The sequence below is a fragment of the Mucilaginibacter sp. genome (genome assembly GCF_028288185.1).
Lineage (GTDB): Bacteria > Bacteroidota > Bacteroidia > Sphingobacteriales > Sphingobacteriaceae > Mucilaginibacter.
Genome location: NZ_JAQBOF010000025.1, coordinates 34822 through 58127, shown reverse-complemented (window position 1 = coordinate 58127; position 23306 = coordinate 34822). Strand labels below are relative to the sequence as shown.

23 protein-coding genes are annotated in these 23306 nt (G+C 39.0%); 4 read left to right on the top strand and 19 right to left on the bottom strand.

All coding sequences use genetic code 11. The annotated features are described in order from the left end of the window. Positions 1-11: 11 nt before the first annotated feature. From gmd to JWQ34_RS09810, 11 genes are all read right to left on the bottom strand, one after another. On the bottom strand, positions 12-1148 hold the full coding sequence (gene gmd / locus JWQ34_RS09860) for a GDP-mannose 4,6-dehydratase (RefSeq protein ID WP_299357013.1): 1137 nt from the start codon (positions 1146-1148) through the stop codon (positions 12-14). Between the two features lie 122 nt (positions 1149-1270). Continuing rightward, complete coding sequence (locus JWQ34_RS09855; RefSeq protein WP_299357011.1) at positions 1271-1834, bottom strand: DUF3109 family protein; 564 nt, start codon at positions 1832-1834, stop codon at positions 1271-1273. A gap of 104 nt (positions 1835-1938) precedes the next feature. After that, on the bottom strand, positions 1939-2715 hold the full coding sequence (locus JWQ34_RS09850) for a DUF3108 domain-containing protein (protein WP_299357009.1): 777 nt from the start codon (positions 2713-2715) through the stop codon (positions 1939-1941). Between the two features lie 27 nt (positions 2716-2742). Further along, positions 2743-3258, bottom strand: a complete 516-nt coding sequence (locus JWQ34_RS09845; protein ID WP_299357007.1) for a DUF2480 family protein — start codon at positions 3256-3258, stop codon at positions 2743-2745. A gap of 72 nt (positions 3259-3330) precedes the next feature. Beyond that, positions 3331-5445, bottom strand: a complete 2115-nt coding sequence (locus tag JWQ34_RS09840) for a peptidylprolyl isomerase (RefSeq protein WP_299357005.1) — start codon at positions 5443-5445, stop codon at positions 3331-3333. A gap of 102 nt (positions 5446-5547) precedes the next feature. Next, the gene (lptC, locus tag JWQ34_RS09835) at positions 5548-6132 is read right to left on the bottom strand and encodes an LPS export ABC transporter periplasmic protein LptC (protein WP_299357003.1); all 585 of its coding nucleotides are present in this window, start codon (positions 6130-6132) and stop codon (positions 5548-5550) included. A gap of 8 nt (positions 6133-6140) precedes the next feature. Next, positions 6141-7478, bottom strand: coding sequence for a hypothetical protein (locus JWQ34_RS09830; protein ID WP_299357001.1), 1338 nt, complete (start codon positions 7476-7478; stop codon positions 6141-6143). Continuing rightward, positions 7471-8214 (bottom strand): type III pantothenate kinase, encoded by a 744-nt coding sequence (locus JWQ34_RS09825; protein ID WP_299356999.1) that lies wholly within the window; start codon positions 8212-8214, stop codon positions 7471-7473. The genes JWQ34_RS09830 and JWQ34_RS09825 overlap by 8 nt, the downstream gene beginning before the upstream one ends. Beyond that, positions 8214-8906: a phosphoribosylformylglycinamidine synthase subunit PurQ gene (gene purQ, locus JWQ34_RS09820; protein ID WP_299356997.1), complete on the bottom strand. Its 693-nt coding sequence runs from the start codon at positions 8904-8906 to the stop codon at positions 8214-8216. The genes JWQ34_RS09825 and purQ overlap by 1 nt, the downstream gene beginning before the upstream one ends. Before the next feature lie 101 nt (positions 8907-9007). Then, positions 9008-9994: a DUF6427 family protein gene (locus JWQ34_RS09815; protein ID WP_299356995.1), complete on the bottom strand. Its 987-nt coding sequence runs from the start codon at positions 9992-9994 to the stop codon at positions 9008-9010. Between the two features lie 106 nt (positions 9995-10100). Continuing rightward, a complete protein-coding gene (locus JWQ34_RS09810; RefSeq protein ID WP_299356993.1) occupies positions 10101-11084 on the bottom strand; it encodes a glycosyltransferase family protein in 984 nt (327 codons plus the stop codon). 109 nt (positions 11085-11193) lie between these two features. On the opposite strand from JWQ34_RS09810, the gene JWQ34_RS09805 reads away from it, so the two are divergent. Next, on the top strand, positions 11194-11652 hold the full coding sequence (locus JWQ34_RS09805) for a hypothetical protein (RefSeq protein ID WP_299356991.1): 459 nt from the start codon (positions 11194-11196) through the stop codon (positions 11650-11652). Between the two features lie 4 nt (positions 11653-11656). Here JWQ34_RS09805 and JWQ34_RS09800 read toward each other — a convergent pair whose 3' ends face one another. The 8 genes from JWQ34_RS09800 to upp all read right to left on the bottom strand — a co-directional run bounded on the left by JWQ34_RS09800 (position 11657) and on the right by upp (position 20262). Continuing rightward, entirely contained in the window at positions 11657-12511 is an 855-nt protein-coding gene (locus tag JWQ34_RS09800; RefSeq protein ID WP_299356989.1) for a UDP-2,3-diacylglucosamine diphosphatase, read from the bottom strand. 155 nt (positions 12512-12666) lie between these two features. Further along, positions 12667-13557 carry a hypothetical protein gene (locus JWQ34_RS09795; protein ID WP_299356987.1) on the bottom strand — a complete coding sequence of 297 codons (891 nt, stop codon included), beginning with the start codon at positions 13555-13557 and terminating at the stop codon, positions 12667-12669. A gap of 46 nt (positions 13558-13603) precedes the next feature. After that, positions 13604-14884 carry an MBOAT family protein gene (locus JWQ34_RS09790; protein ID WP_299356985.1) on the bottom strand — a complete coding sequence of 427 codons (1281 nt, stop codon included), beginning with the start codon at positions 14882-14884 and terminating at the stop codon, positions 13604-13606. Between the two features lie 649 nt (positions 14885-15533). Continuing rightward, positions 15534-16052: a DinB family protein gene (locus JWQ34_RS09785; protein WP_299356984.1), complete on the bottom strand. Its 519-nt coding sequence runs from the start codon at positions 16050-16052 to the stop codon at positions 15534-15536. Further along, positions 16049-16741 (bottom strand): YjjG family noncanonical pyrimidine nucleotidase, encoded by a 693-nt coding sequence (locus tag JWQ34_RS09780; RefSeq protein WP_299356982.1) that lies wholly within the window; start codon positions 16739-16741, stop codon positions 16049-16051. Before JWQ34_RS09780 ends, JWQ34_RS09785 begins: the two co-directional genes overlap by 4 nt. Positions 16742-16818: 77 nt before the next feature. Further along, a complete protein-coding gene (locus JWQ34_RS09775) occupies positions 16819-17169 on the bottom strand; it encodes a hypothetical protein (RefSeq protein ID WP_299356980.1) in 351 nt (116 codons plus the stop codon). Positions 17170-17218: 49 nt separating this feature from the next. Then, positions 17219-19507, bottom strand: a complete 2289-nt coding sequence (locus JWQ34_RS09770; protein WP_299356978.1) for a M60 family metallopeptidase — start codon at positions 19505-19507, stop codon at positions 17219-17221. Positions 19508-19617: 110 nt separating this feature from the next. Next, complete coding sequence (gene upp / locus JWQ34_RS09765) at positions 19618-20262, bottom strand: uracil phosphoribosyltransferase (RefSeq protein ID WP_299356976.1); 645 nt, start codon at positions 20260-20262, stop codon at positions 19618-19620. A 253-nt stretch (positions 20263-20515) separates the two neighbouring features. Between upp and uvrB the strand changes: the two genes are divergently transcribed. The 3 genes from uvrB (at position 20516) to JWQ34_RS09750 (ending at position 23267) form a co-directional block, all read left to right on the top strand. Continuing rightward, positions 20516-22540, top strand: coding sequence for an excinuclease ABC subunit UvrB (uvrB, locus tag JWQ34_RS09760; protein WP_299356974.1), 2025 nt, complete (start codon positions 20516-20518; stop codon positions 22538-22540). Positions 22541-22721: 181 nt separating this feature from the next. Beyond that, entirely contained in the window at positions 22722-22982 is a 261-nt protein-coding gene (locus tag JWQ34_RS09755; protein ID WP_299356972.1) for a DUF4834 family protein, read from the top strand. Positions 22983-22988: 6 nt separating this feature from the next. After that, positions 22989-23267: a hypothetical protein gene (locus JWQ34_RS09750; RefSeq protein WP_299356970.1), complete on the top strand. Its 279-nt coding sequence runs from the start codon at positions 22989-22991 to the stop codon at positions 23265-23267. The last annotated feature ends 39 nt before the right edge of the window (positions 23268-23306 follow it).

Below are 23306 nucleotides of genomic sequence, written 5' to 3'. Positions count from 1 at the left end.
AAAAACGCGTATTATTCAAAATAGTTTAAGGTTTTAAAGCCCCCTTTTTTCAAATAATCATCTTTTTTAACCAGGTGCAAGTCAGATTCCATCATATCCTTAACCAACGCAGCTAAGTCATATTTGGGTTTCCAGCCTAGTTGTGTTTGTGCTTTAGTAGGGTCGCCTATCAATAAATCAACTTCTGTAGGGCGGAAATATTTAGCATCAACTTTAACAACTGTTTGTCCTAGTTTTAAAAGGTCAGCATCTAAACCTAATTGTTGTGCTTTTTGTTTGTCGATATCAATAATTACACCGCGCTCGTTTTCATCCTTGCCGCTAAACTCCAGATCAACACCCAACTCGGCAAATGCCATTTTTATAAAATCTCTTACCGTAGTAGTTACACCTGTAGCAATAACATAATCTTCGGCTTTATCCTGCTGCAGCATTAGCCACATAGCTTCAATATAATCCTTAGCATGGCCCCAATCGCGGCGTGCTGATAAATTACCTACATATAGGCAGGTTTGAAGGCCTAAAGCAATTTTTGAAGCCGCGCGGGTTATTTTACGTGTTACAAAAGTTTCCCCTCGTATAGGGCTCTCATGGTTAAATAATATGCCGTTGCAGGCATACATATCATATGCTTCACGATAGTTCACTATTATCCAATAACCGTATAATTTGGCTACCGCGTAAGGCGAACGCGGGTAAAACGGTGTTGTTTCGCTTTGTGGCACAGCTTGTACCAAACCATACAACTCTGAAGTTGATGCCTGGTAAACGCGTGTCTTTTTAGTTAAGCCTAATAGCCTTACAGCTTCCAGTATACGCAGGGTACCAATACCATCGGCATTTGCAGTATACTCTGGCGTTTCAAAACTTACCTGTACGTGCGACATGGCACCTAAATTATAAATTTCGTCTGGCTGAATTTCTTGTACCAGCCTTATTAAATTGGTTGAATCTGTTAAATCGCCGTAGTGTAATTTAAATTTAACATTAGGCTCATGCGGATCATGATATAAATGATCAATACGATCTGTATTAAATAAAGATGATCTTCTTTTAACACCGTGTACTTCGTATCCTTTTTTCAGTAAAAATTCAGCAAGATACGCACCATCCTGCCCGGTGATACCCGTAATTAAAGCTACTTTCATTATAATTTAATAAGTATGTTACATACACTGCAATATTATCCAAATTAATTGTAAACAAGATAACATCGGTGCTTTAATACGTGTTTTTTTGCAAAAAAGATTGGATTGAATAAAAAACTATATTATATCCCGGCAACAGTATCCTCCAGTTCCTGGTACCATTCTTCGCCATATTTTCTTATTAATGGGTCCTTTAAAAACTCATGTACATGTACTTTAAGTTCATTGCCAAAACTACAGGCAGGGCTGCATATACTCCATCTATCATAATTCAACACGTCAAACTCAGGGTATTTGGTTATGCGGATAGGATATAAATGGCAAGAAATAGGCTTTTTCCAGTTGATAGCACCTTCTTCATAAGCTTTTTCAATGGCGCATTTGGTTATGCCGCCTTCCCATATTACATAAGCGCATTCTTTATTTATATCAACACATGGGGTGGTATAGTCGCCTTCAAAATCGGTTACATAGGTACCAACTTTTTCAATGGTTTTTATCCCCTTTTCGGTCATATAAGGTTTTACCTTCGGATAGATCTCGTCCAGTATATTCAGCTCATCGTGGTTTAATGGAGCGCCCGAGTCGCCCTCTAAGCAGCAAGCACCCTTACATTTACTTAAATTACATACAAAATTTTCTTTTACTACATCTTCATGCACCAAAACGCTGCCAACTTCTATCATTTATTTTATTTGTTTAAAAGAGTCCCTTCCAACCCTCCCCTGAAGGGAGGACTTTTAAAAATTCATAAAGTCTCCCCAACAGGGGGAGATTTAGAGGGGGCTTATTATTTGTTTATCGGATTAAGCAGGAACTTTAGCCCCTTTGCACCTGTAAGCTCCATTGTAACACTACCTACTACTAACTCTACATTAGCCTTTACAGGTATGCGGTTATTATCATCAGTGATCCACAAATATAGTTTACTATTTTTTCTGAATATGCGCCCCGCTATAATTGTCGGATTAAATTTAAGACAATTAAACTTGCCAAAAGTGCTATTTATTACCTCTTTACCCATGTAAGTTACACTTAAAGAGTATATGCCGTCTTCTAAAAAATAAGGGATATCAAATTTATCACCTATTTTAAGTTTGGCGACATCAATACTGCGCGCAAAATAATAAGCCGATACAAAGTCAAATATCTTTCCTTTTGATGGGAATATGCCCTTATTGGCAGTTATCTTTCCGCTTTCATGGTCAAAGGTTACTTTATCGGTATGTCTCCAGCTTCCTTCGCGGCGGTTCTCGGTATATAAATAAGGTTGTAATGTTGTACGGTCAACATAGCTTTCGTACCGGTTGCGTACTTTATAAAAAATATCAAAAGTACCGGCAGTTTTACCATCAGCGACAATATGGTAAATTGGATGCCCGTCTATGTTATCCCCCTCCTCTACCTTTAGGTGCCCTTCGGCACCCGTAAAAAAACCATATTTAAACTTGTAGCTTAACTCTTCGCCAACTTTAAAAACAGGCTCGATAACGTTTCTAGCCTCCTGGCTAAATGCCGGAACCAAGCCTATTGTAAGCAGTATGATGGTAAAAAGGTGTTTCTTCATTCAATACTTATTATAAAAAGCAAACCACTAATCCTTTCTCTTATAAATCGGCACGGTCGAGCATGGTTCGCCAAACATCAGGCTCTTTACTACCGGGCTAAGTTTCTTTCCCAATTCAACATAAGCCGAAACAGGTACATCAATATCACCACAGCCTTTTATAACCAGTCGTTGATCGCGATATTGCTCCACATCAAGTTTTGCTATTTCTTTAACAAACAAAACTGTTTCCAATACCTCTGCATCACCAAACACCACTTCGCGGGCATAGGGGGCCATTTTATTGGCCAGCAATAAATAGGCCCATGCCGGCACAATAGCATCAACAGAGCAGGTAAGAGCCACGTTCTTATCCTGGTATTGCGTCCAGTCATGCTCTTTTACAAATTCCCTAAGGTCTTTTTCGCGTAGCATCAATCCCTGGAACAAGTTGTCTTTAATATCATAGATCACCCTTTCGCCGGGTGCATAAAATTCTGCCGGGTCTAAAGTAACCAAGCCGCTTTGGGCCACTTTATTCACAAAGTTTTCTTGTATCTCCATCGTTATAAAATAAAAAATCCGGGATCGCGTATTATAACGCTATCCCGGATACAAAATTACTTTAAAATATTACTATAACAGCTTAGCTCTGTTATCTTTTACATTGTCCTTATCTTTCAGGGCTTCAAACAGCTGTCCTTGCGCACGCTGTAATAAAGCCTGGCCTATTTGCTCTTTCTCCCTCAATGCATTTGTAAGCGGTGCAGGCACTATAAAATTATTTACAACCAACATATAAACGCCTTGCTGGCCTGCTATTGGTTTTGATATTTTATTAAGCGGCAATCCAAAAGCGGTACCTACAACTTTATATTCTGCTGATGAACCGGGGATTACAGGGTTAGCAAATACAATATTTTGTATAGGTAAAACCTTTGCGCCTGCTTTTTGTGCAATTTGTTCGATAGATGAAGCTCCGCTTGATGCCGCTGTAAACTTATCGCTTAATAATTTAGCTTTTACTTCGATCCTAACCTGAGGCTCAATTTTCTTTTTAACCAAATCAAGCGATAAGGTACCTTTAGGTTTGATCTCTGTTACACAGGCAACAATATATTGGTCGCCTACGGTAAATACCTGGTCTGATATATCATTTTTCGCTGATTTAAATACCCATCTTACCAAATCACGGGCATCATTCAATCCAGGGATGCTTGAAGCAACACCTTGAATATCATCACTCACATTAGTTTTTAACCCTGCTTTTTTTGCTTCCGCATCAAAATTATCCTTGTTTAATGAACCAAGGAATGCCTGTGCTTTGCTATAAGCTGCTGATTGTGTTGTTTGGCTTGCAGATAATGGTTTATCAATAGTAGCAACTTTTACCACTTTAGATGATCCTTTTTGATCCTGGATCTCTACTAAGTGAACACCAAATTGCGAGGTTATTATTTTAATATCGCCTTTTTTGCCGTTGAAAACAGCATTGTCAAAAACAGGCACCATTGCACCACGGCCAAAAGTACCCAGATCGCCGCCTTTAACGCCTGAAGCTTTATCTATAGAGAAGATGGGAGCCAATGAAGCAAATGTACCTTTACCTGACTCGATTAGTTTTTTAAGTGAATCTGCTCTTGCCAGTGCTTTTTCCATACTGCCGGCTTCTGTCGGCGAAATTAATATGTGTCTTGCTTTTACAGAATCAGGGCTCATGCGTGCATCAACCAGTTTGGCCAGTTTATAGCTACCGTTTGACAGGTACGGGCCATAAATAAATCCAGGGTTTTGCTTAAACATTATACTATCCACTGGAGGATCAAGCTGGCCTTTTTTCTGATAATTAAGCGGTGATTTTGTTTCTGAGTTTATTTGTACAAAAAGCGAATCGTTAGTACTTGCAATAAAATCAGGCAGCAATTTGGTTAGTTGCTGTTTTATAGCAGCAGAATCTGCCGAAGAAGGTGCCGCGTTAAAGCTAACATAGCTAATGCTTCTTAACTCTTCCGGATTTTTAAACTCGCTTTTATGTGCATCATAATAGCTGCTGTAATCAGCATCGGTTAATGTAACTTTATTATCAGGTATTGAAGTATAATCTAATACTGTATATTTAAAGTTAACCAATTTGTTTTTTCCTTCGTAGGCATCTTTAGCTTCCAACGCGTTAACATATAAACCATTGGTTACCAAAGCCATGTATTTTTCGGCTTTTTTAGAGTCGATCAAGTCTATTACAAATTGTTTCCACTGTACTTTCCGTTGATCATCATCTCTTAATGTTTTAACGCTGTTAATAGCATTAATTACACCTGAAGGATCAAATTTACCGGTTTGCGGATCTGTAAAAGCCTGCACAACACGCGGGCTTGGGTTACTACCGGTAAGCATTGACTGGGTTTCGTCCCCTTCAACAGCTAAACCCAATTTTTCGACTTCCTTTTTAAAGATCGCTTTGCTTACAAACTGGTTCCAGGTATTGTCCTGTATGTAACTGGTAATTTGTGGTGTTATGCGGCCCTGGCCGGATTGCTGTTTAAACTGAGCCGTATTTTGCTCAACTCCTGCATTAAATTCGTCCAGTGGAATTTTTTCATCACCTACTGAACCTATTATATTATTATCACCTTTAAAAAAAGATCCGCCACTTTTTATTGCTTCTGTTGCAATAAAAGCAAAAAGCGAAAGCCCTATCACACCTGCGACAATTTTACCCATCCGGTCGCGCAAATAACCCATTACAGCCATATATACTTATTCTTGTTTAATTAAATTTAAATCTTAAAAAGAGGGCGCAAGATACAACTTTTAGTAAAATTTTATCATACAATTTTTCATGCTAAAAACAGCCTATTTTCCCGGCATGTCGGTTACATCAAATACACCTGTACCACTATCTATAATGGGGTATTGAAGTTTTTCATCACTCTTAAAGTTTCTTCCATTTATCACATCGCCACTTTTCAAGATAATCTGGACCGGTTTATTTGAATACATGGTTTTCTTAACCTGGTCCCAGATCAACTCGTCAGACTTGAAAGTATCGCCTTTAGAAGTGGTATAAACTACATTTTTATAAAACTCTATTAATTTATCGGCCTCGCGGTACACGGCAGAATCAGCAACTATGTTACCGTCTTGCTGTATGTTCTTATCATAAAAAACAACCTTTACACCTCTAGGCATTATATAGTAGGGTGTTACTTTGGTGTAGCTGTAATGGATCATAATAGGTGTAGTCATTCTACCCTTAACAAAAGCCGAATCGCTGTAAATTACATCAACACCCCTGGTGGTATCAATGGGCAGGTTCACAAAATTTGCCGATATTTCTTTGATTTTTTTTAAATCATTCTCGCAGGCGGTTAAAAGCAGCATGCCAAAAAGCAATGCCGGCAAAAATAAGGCTGATACCTGTTTTAACCGACTATGCATAGCTTAAATTAATCAAATTTATAACGTTGAAACCACTTATCGTTAAGCGTAAACCCTAGATGAAGGTTAATGTAATTTTCTTTTACCAAACCGTTATTTAAAGTTCCGCGCTGCCCAAGTTCGGCTGTGAAGTTAACTTTGTAGAAGCTGGTGTTAGCACCTCTAAGTGGTATACCTAAACCTAATGTAATGGCCTTTGATTTGATATTGGTGCTACCGCCACCGGAAGGGTTTGGCACATTATAATAGGTGTTATCAAGCATTAAACCTAAGCGGTAATCTAAAGTTGCCAGGTAGTTGTGTAATGAATTAATGTAAGGGGTATATTGCCCGCCTATGTTAAAAGTACTGCTATTAGCCATACCTTGGTTTACACCTCCTATACTCAGATCAGACCAATTACCTATACTGTAGTCCATACCAACTAAAAATTTAAGATCCTGCTGATAAGATATGCCAAAATGCTGAATTTTAGGTAATTGTATTTTTGAAGACGCGTTTTGCTGATTAATAACCGAATCTATATTAACGCCCCTGTTTCCGCCGGCATCAAATGTATAGTGGCTGACGATATAGCTGTTTTTTGAATTGATTTGAGATTTGGCCGAACCTGAGTAGCCAAAAACAATGTGCCTTGTTAATGAAAGGTCCCATATATATTGGGCGCCAAAATCATAACTTACACCGCCAACGCTATTATCGCGCTCAACACTTGTATTTAAGTTACCCGGCAATAGCGGCATCTCTATTTGCTGGAAATGTTTCAAATCGCCAAATATATAGCCTACGTTAAAACCAAGCAATAAATTACGCTTAATGGTAAAGCCATAGCCAAGGTAGGCTTTTGTTAAACCACCCTCGCCAGTAAAAATGTTATTAACGGTATTGGTATCAACTGCCGACCCGGTACCAAAACCTTTAGTTGTTTTTGTATAATTATACCCAACCTGGCTGTAAGGAAGCAAGCCAAAACTTAAAGCCGAACCTGTGCTAACCGGTATTGCAAAAGCCAAATGACTTAGCCTAAAGTTTGAATTTTTTTGTGTTGATTGCCCTGTTTGGCTTAAAGAAAGCGAGCTCATTGACAGACCGGCATCAATTGTAGTAAATGATATAGTACCGTACGATGCAGGGTTTAATGGATTAATACTCATGTACCTGTTTATAGTATTAGTACCGGCAGCAATACCGCCCATGGCCTTATTTTGTGGCAATAACATTGGTGTTAAGTCGCCTAACCCATATTGTGAATATGGCGAGCTTGTGTTTGCCGTTGTTTGCGCCTTGGCCTGTAATGCTGTAACTGCAAGTAAAACTATTATAAAGAGCTTAGTATATTTAATCATTATGCTTTTGTGTAGCTGCGTTTAATCCTTTTAGAACCAAATGAGGCTCATTTTTTATATAGGGGGCAAAGATGCTATTTTTTAATAGGGTATCAAAAAAAATACTGTCGCCGCCTGTTAGTATAATATTTAGTTGTTGTTTATTCTTTGCATAGCTTTCTATAAAGCCATTCAATTCAAATTTAATTCCGTTTTGCACACCCGATCTGATGGCCGTTTCTGTATCGTCACCACTATTATTGTCAAAACTTTCGTCCTGTTTAACTATCGGCAGGCCTGCAGTATAATGGTTAAGTGCATTATAACGCATATTTAAACCCGGCGATATACTTCCGCCAAAATAATTTCCTGCGGCATTTATCCAGTCATAAGTTATGCAAGTGCCGCCATCAATTACCAGGTTATCTTTATCTGGGTATAAATAATTAGCGCCTATTACCGCGGCCAGCCTGTCAAGCCCAAGCGTTGTTGGTGTGCGATAATGGTTATGGATACGCGTGGTCATTCCGGCATTAAAATAAATCAATTGTGTTTTTTGCTTTAATCCGGCTTCCCACTCTTCGCTATTTTTTTTTACTGATGATATGATGGCTTTATCAACGCTGTATTGGGTTAAAAAAGTATCCAGTATTGTTTTATCGAGCGCTTTATAATGTTCTGTATAAACTAATTCATCCTGTTCAAATATGGCTGCCTTAGTAAAAGTATTCCCTATATCGATAACCAAATTGGCCATCAGGCTTTAACCATTGATAGTATGGATTCAAAAATTGCAAGCCCATCCTCATTAGCTAACAATGGGTCGGCAGCGCGCTCAGGGTGTGGCATAAAACCAAAAACGTTACGGTTAATGTTAGTTACACCTGCTATGTTTTCTATTGATCCGTTAGGGTTTGCATCGGTAGTAATATTACCAGCCTCATCACAATATCTAAATATCACCTGGTCATTGTCATTGATCGATTTTAGCACATCAGCATCGGCAAAGTAGTTGCCCTCGCCATGTGCTATAGGTATTTTTAATGCGCGTTGCGGATCAATTTGTGCAGTTAATAAGGTATTACCGGTTTGCGGTTTCATGTAAATGTTGCGGCAAATAAATTTGCGGTTATTATTATGCAATAAAGCACCTGGCAATAAACCGGCTTCGGTTAATATCTGGAAACCATTGCATATACCCAATACATATCCGCCGTTATTGGCAAATTGTATTACCTGCTCCATAATAGGCGAGAAACGGGCGATAGCGCCTGAACGCAAATAATCGCCAAATGAGAAGCCACCGGGCAGTATAATAAATTCTGCACCTTGCAGGTCATGATCTTTATGCCATAGGCGAACAACCTGCTGGCCCATTATTTTATCCAGTACATGGATGATATCTTCATCACAATTAGACCCGGGAAATATTACAACTCCAAATTTCATCAGCTTTATGTTTTTAGTGAATACTACAAGCTAATAACAGCCCATAGTAATTTCATGCTACAAATCTAATATAACAGCCGAAATTTGAACGAATGTAAAAGTTAAAAATTGTTAAACTGAAAATAAACTATACTGATGAGCAGTATAAAAAACAAACTTTCGTAAAACCAGCGCATGTTGGCGTATAAAAAATAGTAAGCAAAAAACACACTTACAGGTATAACGCATAGTAAAAAGTGCGTTAAGCTAAACTCGGCCTTTACATAAAATGATAACCCGGCTATTAAAAAAACAATAAATAGTAGCTGGAAGGATTTACGCACCTGTACATAACTCCTGAAAAATATTTGCCTTATCTTTATTATACCTAATATAAATATAATAATTATCGGCACCAGCACCAGGTAGTCATAGTAATCAATTTTAACATGGGTAGGAAACTTAGTGGTAAGTGGCACCCAAATAGAATAAAATATAGCCATGTTATCACTTAAATAATAAGCCACCGCTAAAAAGAAAAATATAGTTGCATAGCCCATTATGCCAATTACCCACTCGCGCCAATAAAAAGGCCTAAAGAGCAAAAGGGCGGCCCAGATGGCTAAAAACAAATAAATAAAAGGCAGGTAGATCAATGACCCAATGGCTACAATCATCCCCAGATCGTAGGTGATGGATTTGGCGTCATCGCCCTTGTAAAGTCCAAATAGTTTGTACAGCATCCATATCAGCAAAAAATTACAGACAAGCGGGGGGCTCAAAACCAAAAATGGGGTAAACAAGCTCGATAATACAATATACATTAACGCCGGCAAAAAGCTTGGTTTGCTTAACAACCCATACTGGTTTACCAGCCTGTTAACCAATAAAGCCTGTATAAATACCAGCATACCTGCCAAAAAAATATCAACCAATGGCTGGAAAGCATATTGATAAGCCCCCGGTACAAACAGGCGGGCAAATGGTTCGAGATAAGTAAATGCTAATTTAGGCGGAGCATTATAAGCATAGCCTATACGCAGCAAAAACAATAAAATGGCCAGCCATAAAATATTAAGCGGGTTATAGTTTCTGAACGCATTTATCATTACTGCAATATTAATAGAAAAAGCGGGGATGGAGAAATAATAGGTTATTTACCAAAATGTTTTTTAGAACGCGTTACCAAGGGATAGGTAACGAACTTTTAAGAGATCACCTTGCATATCGCTGCACCATATCATGCACAATCTGCGCGGTTTCATCGGGGAAATCAACCCAAACCTTGTTATCTTCTTTTATCCATTTTTTTAAATGATCCACAAAACCATCGCCAATAGCCTGTAAAACAGGCACACCCAGGCGTGATGTTGCCAGGGCGTTGCATTGCTGCTCGTACTGCCCTTGCATGGGTATCATCATTAACTTTTTTTGCAGAAACAGCGCTTCGGCAGGCCCTTCAAATCCGCCGCCTGTAAGCAATCCCTCACAACTGGCCAGGCTAATATTAAAACCTTCGTTATTTACCGGTATTACCTGTACGTTACCATCGGTATAAGCAGTTTTTTGGCGCTTGGAGAAAATGTGCCATTGCACATCGGTTTCGTTTAAATATTTGGTAAGTTTTTTATCGTCATAAGCAGGCAAATAAACTGTATAGTGGCCCAGGTTACTGGTTTGCAGGTTACGTATTTCGCTGCGAATAACGGGGGTATGTATAAAATCGGCATAACGCTCAAAATGGAAACCGATATGGTGTGTAGTAGGCGAATAATTTTTAAGTACCCACTCGCCATAGCTCCGCTTTTTGGGGCGAGGAGTGTTTTTTGAAACAAAAGAACATTGGTGACTTAAAGAAACAGATGGTATCTTTTTGAGCTTACATGCCCAGGCGCTTACCGGTTCAAAATCATTAATGATCAGGTCGTATTCTTCTAGCGGCAGGCTATGCATATCGCGCCAAAACCGGCGAAGGTTCATTAGTTTAAAGGTGGCCCATTTATCAACCCCGCCATTGCTGCCAAATACAAAACTAATACCATGAAATTTATATTTTAGCGGCTGCGCTAAGGTTACTTCGGCCTCGGTGCCGCTTACCAGCAGGTCCAGCTCGCCATACTTTTGTAGTAAAGGCACAATCTCCCGCGCGCGGCTAATGTGCCCGTTTCCTGTTCCTTGTATGGCGTATAAGATCTTCATTGTGTAAACGGAGCCAAATTAACAAAGATAACTCATAAGGTTGTGCCCGATATCCATATTTGTTTGTAATTGTATAAATATTAACTTCACCATATAAATTCTAAAACTAATGACCTATTCTGGTAACAGACTATTCAATATAAATAATGCTATCCCTGCAGGTTTTCTATTACTTTTTGGAATAATTGGTAAAGTAACATTACATAATATAATAGACAGTGGATACTGGATAATTATTATCGTCTCGTTTTTTATAGCTGTTATTGATTCTTTTTATTTTGAGATAACAGAAGATGATTTTATTGTAAAGAATTATCTCTTGCCATTCATGAAGATTAGGTATCCTCTAAATGAGATCACCGAAATCCAACTACTAAACTCAAGCTATAGATCGACTGCTAAAGCTAGTTTAAAGGTAATAAGAGACGACAAAATTTCCTTTGGTTTTAAAGGTGCAAGTTTAGGAGTACAAGATTGGCAAAACATGGTGAATGATCTCAGGACTAAAAAAATTAAGGTTGTAGTTCAATCTATAGCACTAATAGATAAAATTGGAATACCAGAGTAACGTTCTACGACGCTTCCTGCTTAAATCTTTCCAACAATAAATTCACATCCATTTTCGCTTCCAGATCCTCGGCATCGGTGATGTCGTCCTCATCAGTATCTTTTTTGAAATCGTTGGGATCATATTTAAAGATCTCCCAATTACCGTTATTGTACTCTAAAGCGGTAAGACTTTCAACCCAATCGCCACTGTTTAGGTATAGCACCTTGCCCGGGTTGTCAGAAGCCGTCATCTCGCGGATCTCGGCGTGGTGGATGTGGCCGCATATTACGTATTGATATTCTTTAGCCACGGCCAGGTCGGCAGCGGTTTGTTCAAACTGATTGATAAATTTTACAGCATCCTTAAACTTGGCTTTTACCTTTTGCGAGAAGCTCATTTTTTCGCGGCCTATCGCGGTCAAAAACCAATTGGTTATACTATTTAATAATATCAGCGTATCATAACCAACAGCGCCCAGTTTAGCCAGCCATTTAGAGTGCTGCATAGTAACATCAAACACATCACCATGAAATATCCAGGCTTTTTTTCCATCGATGTTTAATACAACTTTATTTAATAGTTTGAATGATCCCAGGTCGAAATCGGCAAACTTTCGCAGCATTTCATCGTGGTTGCCGGTTAGGTAATAAACGGGAACACCTTCGGTAACAAATTTTAATATGCGGCGCACTACTTTCATATGCGCCTCAGGCCAGTAAGATTTGCTGAACTGCCATATATCAATAATATCGCCATTCAGAATTAACATTTTGGGTTTAATGCTTTTTAAATATTTAAGCAGTTCTTTGGCATGGCAGCCATAGGTACCCAAATGCACATCAGATATAATAACAATATCAACTTCGCGCTTTGCCATAAAATTTGTGGGATAAAGTTGCGCCCGGTAAATCTATTCGGGTTACAGAAAGTAGAGAAATACTTAAAAAAAATAGCTTCAATGCTACTATCAATATATTAATATAACTTCCTACAAAAATAGGGCCACCATATTACTATATTATTAAGAGCATGTTAATTGTTAATCATAGCTTTTGCGTAGCTACTGCATTGAGTTGTCCATTTGTCGGCACCATCGGGATTTAGGTGTGTATCATCACTAAAATATTGGCACTTGCCCTTAAACTCGTTATTAGTACCATAGTCCAGATATTTAACATTAAGGCCGTTCAAAATTCGCCTAAGCTTTTCTTTGTAAATATTTTTTTGGTTTGCGTTGTAATTATAGATAGGCGTTGTGGTTATTAGCAGCTTTACATTTGCTTTATGTACGGCGCTTATCAGCATCATTAAATATTTAATTTTATTTTGATCAAAACTCGAAGCGTTGGTTGGGCTTTCTATCTTTTCGGTGCCATTAACGCGGCATATATTACCGGCAATGGGTTCATAGCCCTGGTTAGAAATTAATTTTTTGCCGGAAATATTCAACATAATATTGCCCAGGGTTGAATTATATCTATAAAGAAAAGAGTGGCATTTTAAATCTTCATTATAAGGCATTAGTGCTATTGCCGAGTCTATTACCTCATTAATATGATAATATGGTAATAGTATTGATAACCTTTCATAAGCTTCGCTTTTAAATTGCAGTTCGTCATAATCCAGGTTAACGATTATTAACAATGGTTTATGATAGGCTAATATCGATTTTACCAGCGGATAAACATATAGTAAGCTTTGCCCCTGGTTACCAAAATTAAACACAGTATTTAATGTGAGCTTTTTCATTAATGGGGCATCAAAATGTTCGGACGCGTGTGAGTTTCCAAAGATCAAAATATCTTCCTTTGCATTTTTTATAGCGTGTGTTACCTTGTAGTATTTACCTTTTTTTTGCTTATAAAAAATATTTTTTAATCCCAGCCCGGCAACAGCATCAACAGAAATTATAACCGCAGTCATTATAAAAAGCTTAATTAATAATACTTTATAGTTATTGCCCATATAACTAAAATTGGAAGTAAATAAATTGACTGCCATCAAAAACACCAAACTGTAAAATTATTACAACCAACAGGGTATAGTAAGCACAGCGGACTGCAAAGTTATTGGGGACTATTTTATAGAGGGTTGGTTTATACTCATTAATTATTTCAAAAAGCATTAATATGGTAACAACTATAAAAGCATAATAGTAATGGTCATTGCCCTGCATTAAACCGCCATCAAATTTCAATATTTTCATTAAAATATAAATAGCGTTATCAATTGTAGGTGCCCGAAAAAACACCCAGGTTACACATATCAATAAAAATGTAACTAATGTTTTAACAATAGTTTTTAGCCAATGCCCCCTTTTTGATGAAATGTTAAGCATAGATTCAATAACCAGAAGCAAGCCATTAAGAGTACCCCAGATTACAAACGTCCATTTAGCGCCGTGCCATAAACCACTTATAAAAAACACAATAAGTAAATTACCGTAGCGCCTAAAATTACTAACACGATTACCGCCCAATGGTATGTACAAATAATCTCTAAACCATGTGGAGAGCGAAATATGCCAGCGCTGCCAAAATTGCGCCAGGGAAACAGCTAAATAAGGCCGGTTAAAATTCTTCATCAAATCATAACCTAAAACTTTTGCAGCCCCGATGGCAATGTCTGTATAACCAGAAAAATCGCAATATATCTGAAAAGCAAAAAACACTGTCGCCAGGGCTAATGATTTACCCGATTGAAGGGCCGAGTGGTCATAAATATTATCTACAAATAATGCAACCCTGTCTGCAACTACCAGTTTTTTAATAAAGCCAATTAGCATTTGTTGTAAGCCACTACTTATGTTTTCGATATTAAAAGCTTGTTTGGTGTGAAACTGCGGTAGTAACCTTTGCGGGCGTTCTATAGGACCGGCCACCAACTGAGGGTAAAACATTACGTAAAGCGCGTATATGCCAAATTTTCTTTCGGCAGGCTGATTGCCACGATATACTTCAACAGTATAACTCATAGCTTGAAAAGTATGAAACGACAAGCCAATAGGCAGTAATATAGTTAATTGAGGGAATGGCGTTTTATAGTGCCAGTTTTGCAAAACGGCACTAATGTTTTCATTAATAAAATTGTAATATTTAAAAAAGCAAAGAACCCCAATATTAGCAACAAGGCTAACTATTAGTAAAGTTTTTCTTTTAACACCAACATTTTTCTCGATGTACAGCCCGGCAAAATAATCTATAATTATGGTAGCCCCCAAAATCAGGATGTACACTGGTACAAAAGCCATATAAAAATAACAGCTTGCTAATAACAATAATAACCATCTAAATCTATGCGGTAATAGGTAAAATAAGGCGGTAGTTATCAGAAAAAAAAATGCGAACTGGATAGAAGTAAACAGCATCAATAAATAAATATTTGGACGCTGTAAAGTAGGATTTATTATTTAATCGACCTTAAGTAAATGGAGAATAATGGAAAAAAATGTCATTCAAAAACTACCAGCGTTAATAATTGCATGTGGGCTTAATTATATATACCTACACATGCAAATTTAGTAGCGCAATCTTTAATTAGGTAATAAAATAAAAACACCACTCGACGGGGACAAATTCACTGAAAAAATAAATGAGAATATTTAACAACACTTACTCATCGTCCTCTTCCTTATTCGTAGTAAGTTCATATGGACTTAAATAAAATAACCCTACCGACAGCAGGAGTATTATTACAACCATATATGCGTATTCAAAATGCATTTTACAAGGTTTTTACAAAGGTGGTTAATGTATATTATTTTAACATTAAGACTCTGTTAAATGTAAAAGGTTTCATTGGGTATGAAATTTATTTTTTTTAACATTTGCACAATATTGCCTATGAGCAGATTATAGCTGATATAAGGTGACGTTTTCTGGAATATTATTTGCTTGTAACTAAATAGCAAACTTCTTCTTAACCCGCTCCAGCTGTTTTAAATGATGTTTTAAATGGACGAGTATAAACTTATACCATTGCCCGGCATTCATCATACCAAAACGCGAATGTTTAAAACGGCTATGCGCCAATGCACCATTAATATGTGGTGTTATGATATCTATTCTGCTGTGGCATTTTACCAGCAGGTTCCTGGCCTCTTCTTTTGTTAATTTTTTTACGGGAATTTTAGCGCCTTCTTCAGTAGTTTTTACTTTTGGCATATAGCCAAACAGCAACGCAAATCTTCCAATTAGTGTAAGGTCTTTTTTAGTTGGCTCGCAAGTGCCATTCGCACAACGCTCGGCAGCTATGGTTGAGCCTATGGTTGCCTGCAAAATATGTGAATACACTTCGGCAAATGACCAGCCACCACCCGGCGGCGTAACGTCAAACAAATCGTCAGGAATGGTATCTAACTGGTTGCGATAGTTATCAAGCGCGGTATCAATGGCACGGCGCTCTTCGGCTATTTTCATAGCATTAAAGTTAGCTCTTTTAAATCATTTATTTGCACCGGCACCTCATCGGGCTTTGGTGTGTTGAACGGATTAAAATAAATAGCATCCATACCAAAGTTTAAAGCGCCCAGCACATCGGCTTCCAGGCTGTCGCCTATCATCAGGCTTTGGGCCTTAGTTGTTTGGGCCGTATTGATAGCATATTGAAATATAGCCGGATCTGGTTTGTTAACGCCAACCAGTTCTGATATAACAATGTGAGTAAAATATTTACCAATGCCAGTTCCGTTTATTTTAATATCCTGCGACTCTTTAAACCCGTTAGATATTAAATGCAGTGTATATTTTGAACTTAGATATTCCAGCGTTTCATGCGCGTTGGGGAATAGGTTGGTTTTGGTTGGACAGAGTTTTACATACTCATCCTCAAAACCATGCGGAATTACGTCAGGATGTACGCCAAGGTCTAAAAACGTTTGTTTAAAACGCGCTTCGCGCAGGGTCTCTTTGGTGATGTTACCGATATGATATTCGCGCCAAAGCCTGTGGTTATTTTGGGTATAGGTTTCAATAAATACCTCGGCAGAATTTAGCCCGATATCATTTAAGCGATGAATAACATATAACTCTTGCAATGCCTCCTCGGCATTTTTATCAAAATCCCAAATGGTATGGTCAAGGTCGAAGAAGATGTGTTGGTATTTCATCAGGCCAAAGTTAATGTTTTAGCCATTATAGTTTAATAGCGATGGGTTTTAAACCCATCGCTATTAAATTGAAATATCTATCTAAACGAATACGCCAAACTACCCCTTTGCTCATCAGGCGCATGTTTGTCTTTATTAAATTTTATGGCCATTACAGCTTCTTCAACTTTGCGTACAAAGTTTTTATCTTTTACAGTAGTGTGCCTGCGGTCAGCGTGTGCCGAAATTACATTACCTTTTTTATCCATTACAAAATCTATAGCTACTATGCCATTAGCGTGGCCCAAGTGATTTATAGACGGTTGCATGGTTATGCTGCGGCCATCCGGCACCTTTACATATTCTTTTTTGGGTAATTTATCGGCAAATAAATTTAATGAGCCTGCTATTAGCAGCGCTGTTAAACAAGTAGTAATAATCTTTTTCATATGTTGTGAGTTATATTGTACATAACTCATTATCAGCACTATTGTTTATTTAATTTTCCAACACTTTAGGGAACCATTCTTTATAACCTGCTACTTGTTTTTTGGCAGCAGCTGACACCTCTATCTTCCACACATCAAAAAAACGACTCATATTACTGTTAGTGGCTTTGCAGATGGTGGTAAACCAAAGGTCACGTTTATCCTGATCTGTTTTGGAGTATTGGGTTAAAGGTAAATTACGATAAACCGTGTTAGCCGCCTTAATAGCATCCCATCCAAAGGCGTCAATTATCTGGATGTACATGCTTAGCGCCAGGAAGGGGTCGTTACTCCATTTTTCATAAGTGGGATTATCTGCCAGGTAATCTTTTATAACCTTAACTACCTTGGTCATATCCTCCATACCTTCATGATTATAAAGGCCCTTGTGCAACACTTTATCAAAAACGTACATGGTAAATAAATTCACGGTTACCTCTGTAGTCCCGGGGAAATTAAGATCAAAAAACTGGTGGCGATGGCCCAGTTCATGAAACTGGCCCCATAAACCTTTTGATCGCATATACACTTCGTCAAGCATTTGCCGAGAACTTTCTTCGTCAGGCGCAACTATTTTATAAGGCACAGTAAACAACCCTCCATAGGCCACAGATACATCCACAATTATCCTTTCCTGATGTACGCGTTTTCTGGATACTATAGCTAAGTCTGCATCAGCATCCATTACTTCATCCCAAAATTGCATTAGCTTAACCGGATTGTTTAAATAACGAACATAGGACGATGGCACTGTAAACACAATCTTATCGGTAGCCAGTTCGGCCCATGGGGCGGGATTGTTGCGGATGGTTTTGATCCAATCCTGCTCATTGGTTTCGCTCAGTTTAAAGTAAGGCGCTTTTACCGCGCCGCTTACTGTTATTTTTAGTGTTTTTAGTTTACTGGTATCGGCAATACTGATCAATAACAAACCCCCATAAGGCGAGTATATCTCTATTTTTTCTTTATCAAGATCCACCACTTTGGTCATATCAACAGGTACGCGTTTAAACTCGTCAAGATGGGTTACGTTATCATCATGTACGCCAATTTGTGCTTTTAGGTGTTGCTTTATATTGGCTTTGCTTATAGTTACGGTTACCTTTTCACCGGCGGGCACATATAATCCGGTAGTATGCGGGCGAAAATAAACGGACGGCATATCGGGCAGCCCTTGTGTACCCACCATTACCGGGATGGTAACCGTTTGGGTAACACGGGCGGCACCCGCTGGCACCGCGCCCGGAAAATTTTCATAACCCGGCGCTTTTGCTGTTGGGTGTTTGTCAAAGTCCTGTTGTTTGGTATACAGCATATACGCAATTTTTGTAGCTATCTTAAGCTCGGGCGTATTATTAATTACCGGTTTGGCAACTGTAGGCACGGGTAAAACATCAGGCACTTTAAAATATTGCTTAAGGTGTTTAAAAATCGGGGCATCAATACTATTATTTTCACCCACTAGTTCAAGCATCGGGGTTACAAAAGCGTAATCTATAAAATCATCCCTGTCTGATTTTTGTTGTAACAACAACCTGGGCAATATGGTATTAATGTGCATATAATCAGGCACGCTGTCTGTCCTTAATACTTTGTTGTTTGCCGGCTGCTTGGCAAAGGTGTACATACTAAATATACCGGCTTTGGTCAATACCTTGTTTATACTCAGTAATGAAACATCTTCTTTTTTAGTCGAATCTCTCTTATTGCGAATCTCATTATAAGGCGAAGCAAATATCAACGTACCGCCACTACGCACAAAAGTTTCTATACGTTTTTGCCGCAACGGGTTAACTACTTCTTCGGTCAATATTAAAACGTCCGGTTTACTTTTAAAGTCGAAGTCTTTGATGATATAAGCCGATGCCCCGTTGCCGGCTAACAGATCGCGAAGCGCTTTATTGTCGGCTTTAGTTGTAAGGGCAACACTTAGGCTTTTTTTACCATTGCCTGCCCAGGTTAACGTATTGATAAGTAATTGTGCCACGTCCCTATTTTGCAGCATAATGGGTTTGAGATATTCGGGACTGTTCAATGCTAATACTTTGCCTTTATCTACCGTAGACACAATAATAACCGGCATCCATACGTCCGGCGCGCCATCCCATTTGGTGGTAGCAATAATTTCGGGCCGTTCATTTGTTGTATAAAAAAAGGAGATGCACTCGGGCACCGGGGGCATGGGTAAAGTGCCCACATTTTTAAGTAATATGTCTTTTGCGGTTTGCGCCTGTACATGCGAGGCGCCCATCAACAACAATAAAACGCCAATTAATAAGTGATAAGATTTTAAGGCCATTTAGGTAAATGTTTTTTTATTGGATAAAGAAAAGCAATAAAAGTTTAATCGCCTGCATAGCACGGTAAACATTAACTGTTTTTAACAGTCAATTACAAATCCGAAATCCCCTACGCCTTATCCCCAAACGCCAAATCCCCCGCGTCACCCAACCCCGGTACGATGTATGATTTGCTGGTCATTTCTTCATCTACCGCGCAAACCCATATTTTGGCTTTGGGCAGGTTGGCTTGCACATGCGCTATACCTACCGTGCTGGCAATTACGGCGGCAATGTGCAGGTTGGCAATTTTATAGGTAGCCATTAATTCTTTGCAAACATCCACAATACTTTGGCCAGTAGCCAGCATGGTATCGCATAAAATAAAAGTTTTTCCATCTAAATTTGGGGTTGATATATGGTCTATCCGTATCGTAAAATCACCAGAGCGCTTAACCTTGCGGCAAGCGGTAATAAATGCAGATTCCGACTGATCAAAATAATTCATAAACCCCTGGTGAAAAGGTAAACCGGCACGCAATATCGTACCCAACACTGGCGCAGCACCAGGTAAATTAATATTGCAGATACCTAACGGCGTTTGTATTTCTTCGGGCGTATATTTAAATGTCTTACTTATCTCGTACGCCAGTATCTCGCCCAGTTTTTCCTGGTTGTGCCTAAAACGCTGCTTATCCTGCTGTATATTAACATCGCGCATTTCGGCCAAAAAACTGTTGGCAATGGTGTTTGTTTTGTTGAGGATGAAGATCATGCTTTCAAAAGATTAGTGATTGAAGATTAAAGATTAGGCCTGGCGCGTTTGTAATTGTAAATCTAATTAATCATAAATAAAAATAACTAATCTTTAATCTCTAATTAACTAATCTTTCTCTACTGACATAGGGCTGTCATCAACGGCATTAATTTTGTTTTATTAATAGAATGTAAAACTAATGCTCTTGCTAATCAACTAATCTTCAATCTTCAATCACTAATCTTTCAAAAACCGTATTTTTACATCATCAATGGATTTTAACTTAACTTCTCAATATAAACCCACCGGCGACCAGCCCGAAGCCATCCGTCAACTGGTTGAGGGTGTAAACAATGGCGACAACTATCAAACCCTGCTGGGTGTTACCGGCTCGGGTAAAACATTTAGTATTGCCAATGTTATACAACAAACACAAAAGCCTACGCTGGTTTTAAGCCACAACAAAACTTTGGCGGCGCAGTTGTACGGCGAGTTCAAACAGTTTTTTCCGGAGAACTCGGTTAACTACTTTGTTTCGTATTATGATTATTACCAGCCCGAAGCATTTATTCCTACCACCAATACCTATATAGAAAAAGACCTGCAGATAAACGAGGAGATTGAAAAACTGCGTTTGCGTACCACATCGGCATTAATGAGTGGCCGCAGGGATGTTATTGTGGTATCATCCATATCGTGCATTTATGGTATGGGAAACCCGGAGGATTTTGCTAACTCGGTATTTAAATTCGCTGTAGGTACGCGTGTTAGCCGTAATGCTTTTTTGCATAGACTGGTTGAGATCTTATACTCACGCACTACTACCGATTTTAAACGTGGTACATTCAGGGTTAAAGGCGATACGGTTGATATTTTCCCGGCGTATATGGACCACGCCTACCGTATATCTTTTTTTGGCGATGATATTGAAGAACTAAGCACATTTGATATCGGCACCGGCAAAACGGTAGAGAAGATGACGCACATGGTGCTTTATCCCGCTAACTTATATGTTGCCCCCCGCGAACGTTTTACTCAATCTATCTGGGCCATACAGGAAGAACTGGAGACCCGCAAAAAGCAATTTATTGATGACGGCCGTTTCCTGGAAGCCAAGCGTTTGGAAGAAAGGGTTAATTATGATTTGGAGATGATCCGCGAGTTGGGTTATTGCTCGGGTATTGAAAATTATTCGCGCTTTTTTGATGGGCGCGCGCCGGGTGCCAGGCCGTTCTGTTTGCTGGATTATTTCCCTGATGATTATTTAATGGTGATTGATGAAAGCCACGTTACCGTACCGCAGATCCGGGCAATGTATGGTGGTGACCGTTCGCGTAAGATCTCATTGGTCGATTATGGTTTCCGTCTGCCGGCAGCTATGGATAACCGCCCGCTAAACTTCCAGGAGTTTGAGCGGTTGGCACCCCAAACTATTTATGTAAGCGCCACCCCTGCCGATTTTGAATTAGAAAAATCGGGCGGTGTGGTTGTGGAACAGGTAATACGCCCTACAGGTTTATTAGACCCTATTATTGAAGTGCGACCGGTTATTAACCAGGTGGATGACTTGCTGGATGAAGTAGATAAAATTGTAAAACTAGGCGACCGTGTACTGGTAACCACGCTAACCAAACGCATGGCCGAAGAACTGGCCAAATACATGGATAGATTAGGCATTAAATGCCGCTACATACACTCGGAAGTTAAGACCCTGCAACGGGTAGAGATACTTCGCGATTTGCGTTTAGGCGTGTTTGATGTGCTGATTGGTATTAACTTATTACGTGAGGGACTGGATTTGCCCGAGGTATCCTTAGTAGCTATTTTGGATGCTGATAAGGAGGGCTTTTTACGCAGTGAGCGATCATTGATACAAACCATAGGCCGTGCCGCGCGTAATGACCGTGGCCGGGTAATTATGTATGCTGATAAAATTACCGACTCGATGGCCATTACCATGAGCGAAACCACCCGCCGCCGCGAATTGCAGATAGCTTATAACACCGAGCATGGCATAACACCGCTAACCGTTGGTAAAACCCGTGCCGAAATTATTGAGCAAACATCGGTGATGGATTTTCAGGGAGGGGTGCAGAAAGCTTATGTGGAGCAGGATATGATCAGTATGGCTGCCGACCCAATTGTTCAATACATGTCAAAACCTGACCTGAAGAAATCAATAGAAAACACCAAGAAAGATATGCTTGCCGCTGCCAAAGACATGAATTTTTTATTGGCCGCCAAGCTGCGCGATGAAATGTTTGCTTTGGAGAAAATGATGGAGGAGAAGTTTTAGTTAATTGATTGCACTGCACCATGGTGCAGGTGGTGGTGCAGCAGGAAATGACACTCGGCAAACAAAACAACAGTAACAAATGGCAACAGCCATCCGTCCAAAATAAAACGGAAAAATCATAAGCAAACAATTTTGCCGTTATAATATTATATTTGTACGCTAATTATTAAGAAATACACAAATGGAAGAATTAATCCGTTTTCTCTTTATTGCCATAGGGATATTATATATAGTAAGGGCAATTATACGCTGGGCATTGCCAATGCTTTTTCAAAGTGTGGTAAACAAAGCGCAGCAACATCAGCAGCAACAAACAAATTATAAAAGCACCCAACAACAGCCAACCGGCCGCATAAAAGTTGATTATGTGCCCGAAGACCGAAAAAAAGGCAAATTCCCTGATAGCGAAGGCGAGTTTGTAGATTACGAAGAAGTAAAATAATTTTAAATGGTATCTGACGATATATTTAAACGCAGGCGTAACCATAACAATACGCCCAAGTATGCTTTACTTATTATTACCAACTACGTAGTTTGCTGCACCCTTTTTACGTTGGATGCCAAACTAAACTGGTTTTTCGGCCTAACCATTATCCTGCTGGGGGTGTACAACTACTTCAACATCCGCAGAAATATTGAAGAATTTACTAAGCCAGTTATTATTGCTTACGCAATTAGTCTGGTAGGCCTTGTACTGCTATACTTTATAGCGCATAACCAGCTTTAATAAATCCTTTCAAACATATAATTCCTATTGTCGGGCAAT

Excerpts from the sequence above, each read along its gene's own strand:
- JWQ34_RS09770 (WP_299356978.1), bottom strand. The coding sequence starts at position 19,507 with ATGGCCTTAAAATCTTATCACTTATTAATTGGCGTTTTATTGTTGTTG.
- JWQ34_RS09785 (WP_299356984.1), bottom strand. The coding sequence starts at position 16,052 with ATGAAAATAGCCGAAGAGCGCCGTGCCATTGATACCGCGCTTGATAAC.
- JWQ34_RS09775 (WP_299356980.1), bottom strand. The coding sequence starts at position 17,169 with ATGAAAAAGATTATTACTACTTGTTTAACAGCGCTGCTAATAGCAGGC.
- JWQ34_RS09830 (WP_299357001.1), bottom strand. The coding sequence starts at position 7,478 with ATGATTAAATATACTAAGCTCTTTATAATAGTTTTACTTGCAGTTACA.
- JWQ34_RS09855 (WP_299357011.1), bottom strand. The coding sequence starts at position 1,834 with ATGATAGAAGTTGGCAGCGTTTTGGTGCATGAAGATGTAGTAAAAGAA.
- JWQ34_RS09795 (WP_299356987.1), bottom strand. The coding sequence starts at position 13,557 with ATGACTGCGGTTATAATTTCTGTTGATGCTGTTGCCGGGCTGGGATTA.
- gmd (WP_299357013.1), bottom strand. The coding sequence starts at position 1,148 with ATGAAAGTAGCTTTAATTACGGGTATCACCGGGCAGGATGGTGCGTAT.
- JWQ34_RS09825 (WP_299356999.1), bottom strand. The coding sequence starts at position 8,214 with ATGGCCAATTTGGTTATCGATATAGGGAATACTTTTACTAAGGCAGCC.
- JWQ34_RS09810 (WP_299356993.1), bottom strand. The coding sequence starts at position 11,084 with ATGAAGATCTTATACGCCATACAAGGAACAGGAAACGGGCACATTAGC.
- JWQ34_RS09790 (WP_299356985.1), bottom strand. The coding sequence starts at position 14,884 with ATGGCTTTTGTACCAGTGTACATCCTGATTTTGGGGGCTACCATAATT.
- upp (WP_299356976.1), bottom strand. The coding sequence starts at position 20,262 with ATGATCTTCATCCTCAACAAAACAAACACCATTGCCAACAGTTTTTTG.
- JWQ34_RS09805 (WP_299356991.1), top strand. The coding sequence starts at position 11,194 with ATGACCTATTCTGGTAACAGACTATTCAATATAAATAATGCTATCCCT.
- JWQ34_RS09815 (WP_299356995.1), bottom strand. The coding sequence starts at position 9,994 with ATGATAAATGCGTTCAGAAACTATAACCCGCTTAATATTTTATGGCTG.
- JWQ34_RS09750 (WP_299356970.1), top strand. The coding sequence starts at position 22,989 with ATGGTATCTGACGATATATTTAAACGCAGGCGTAACCATAACAATACG.
- JWQ34_RS09780 (WP_299356982.1), bottom strand. The coding sequence starts at position 16,741 with ATGAAATACCAACACATCTTCTTCGACCTTGACCATACCATTTGGGAT.
- JWQ34_RS09840 (WP_299357005.1), bottom strand. The coding sequence starts at position 5,445 with ATGGCTGTAATGGGTTATTTGCGCGACCGGATGGGTAAAATTGTCGCA.
- lptC (WP_299357003.1), bottom strand. The coding sequence starts at position 6,132 with ATGCATAGTCGGTTAAAACAGGTATCAGCCTTATTTTTGCCGGCATTG.
- purQ (WP_299356997.1), bottom strand. The coding sequence starts at position 8,906 with ATGAAATTTGGAGTTGTAATATTTCCCGGGTCTAATTGTGATGAAGAT.
- JWQ34_RS09850 (WP_299357009.1), bottom strand. The coding sequence starts at position 2,715 with ATGAAGAAACACCTTTTTACCATCATACTGCTTACAATAGGCTTGGTT.
- uvrB (WP_299356974.1), top strand. The coding sequence starts at position 20,516 with ATGGATTTTAACTTAACTTCTCAATATAAACCCACCGGCGACCAGCCC.
- JWQ34_RS09845 (WP_299357007.1), bottom strand. The coding sequence starts at position 3,258 with ATGGAGATACAAGAAAACTTTGTGAATAAAGTGGCCCAAAGCGGCTTG.
- JWQ34_RS09800 (WP_299356989.1), bottom strand. The coding sequence starts at position 12,511 with ATGGCAAAGCGCGAAGTTGATATTGTTATTATATCTGATGTGCATTTG.
- JWQ34_RS09755 (WP_299356972.1), top strand. The coding sequence starts at position 22,722 with ATGGAAGAATTAATCCGTTTTCTCTTTATTGCCATAGGGATATTATAT.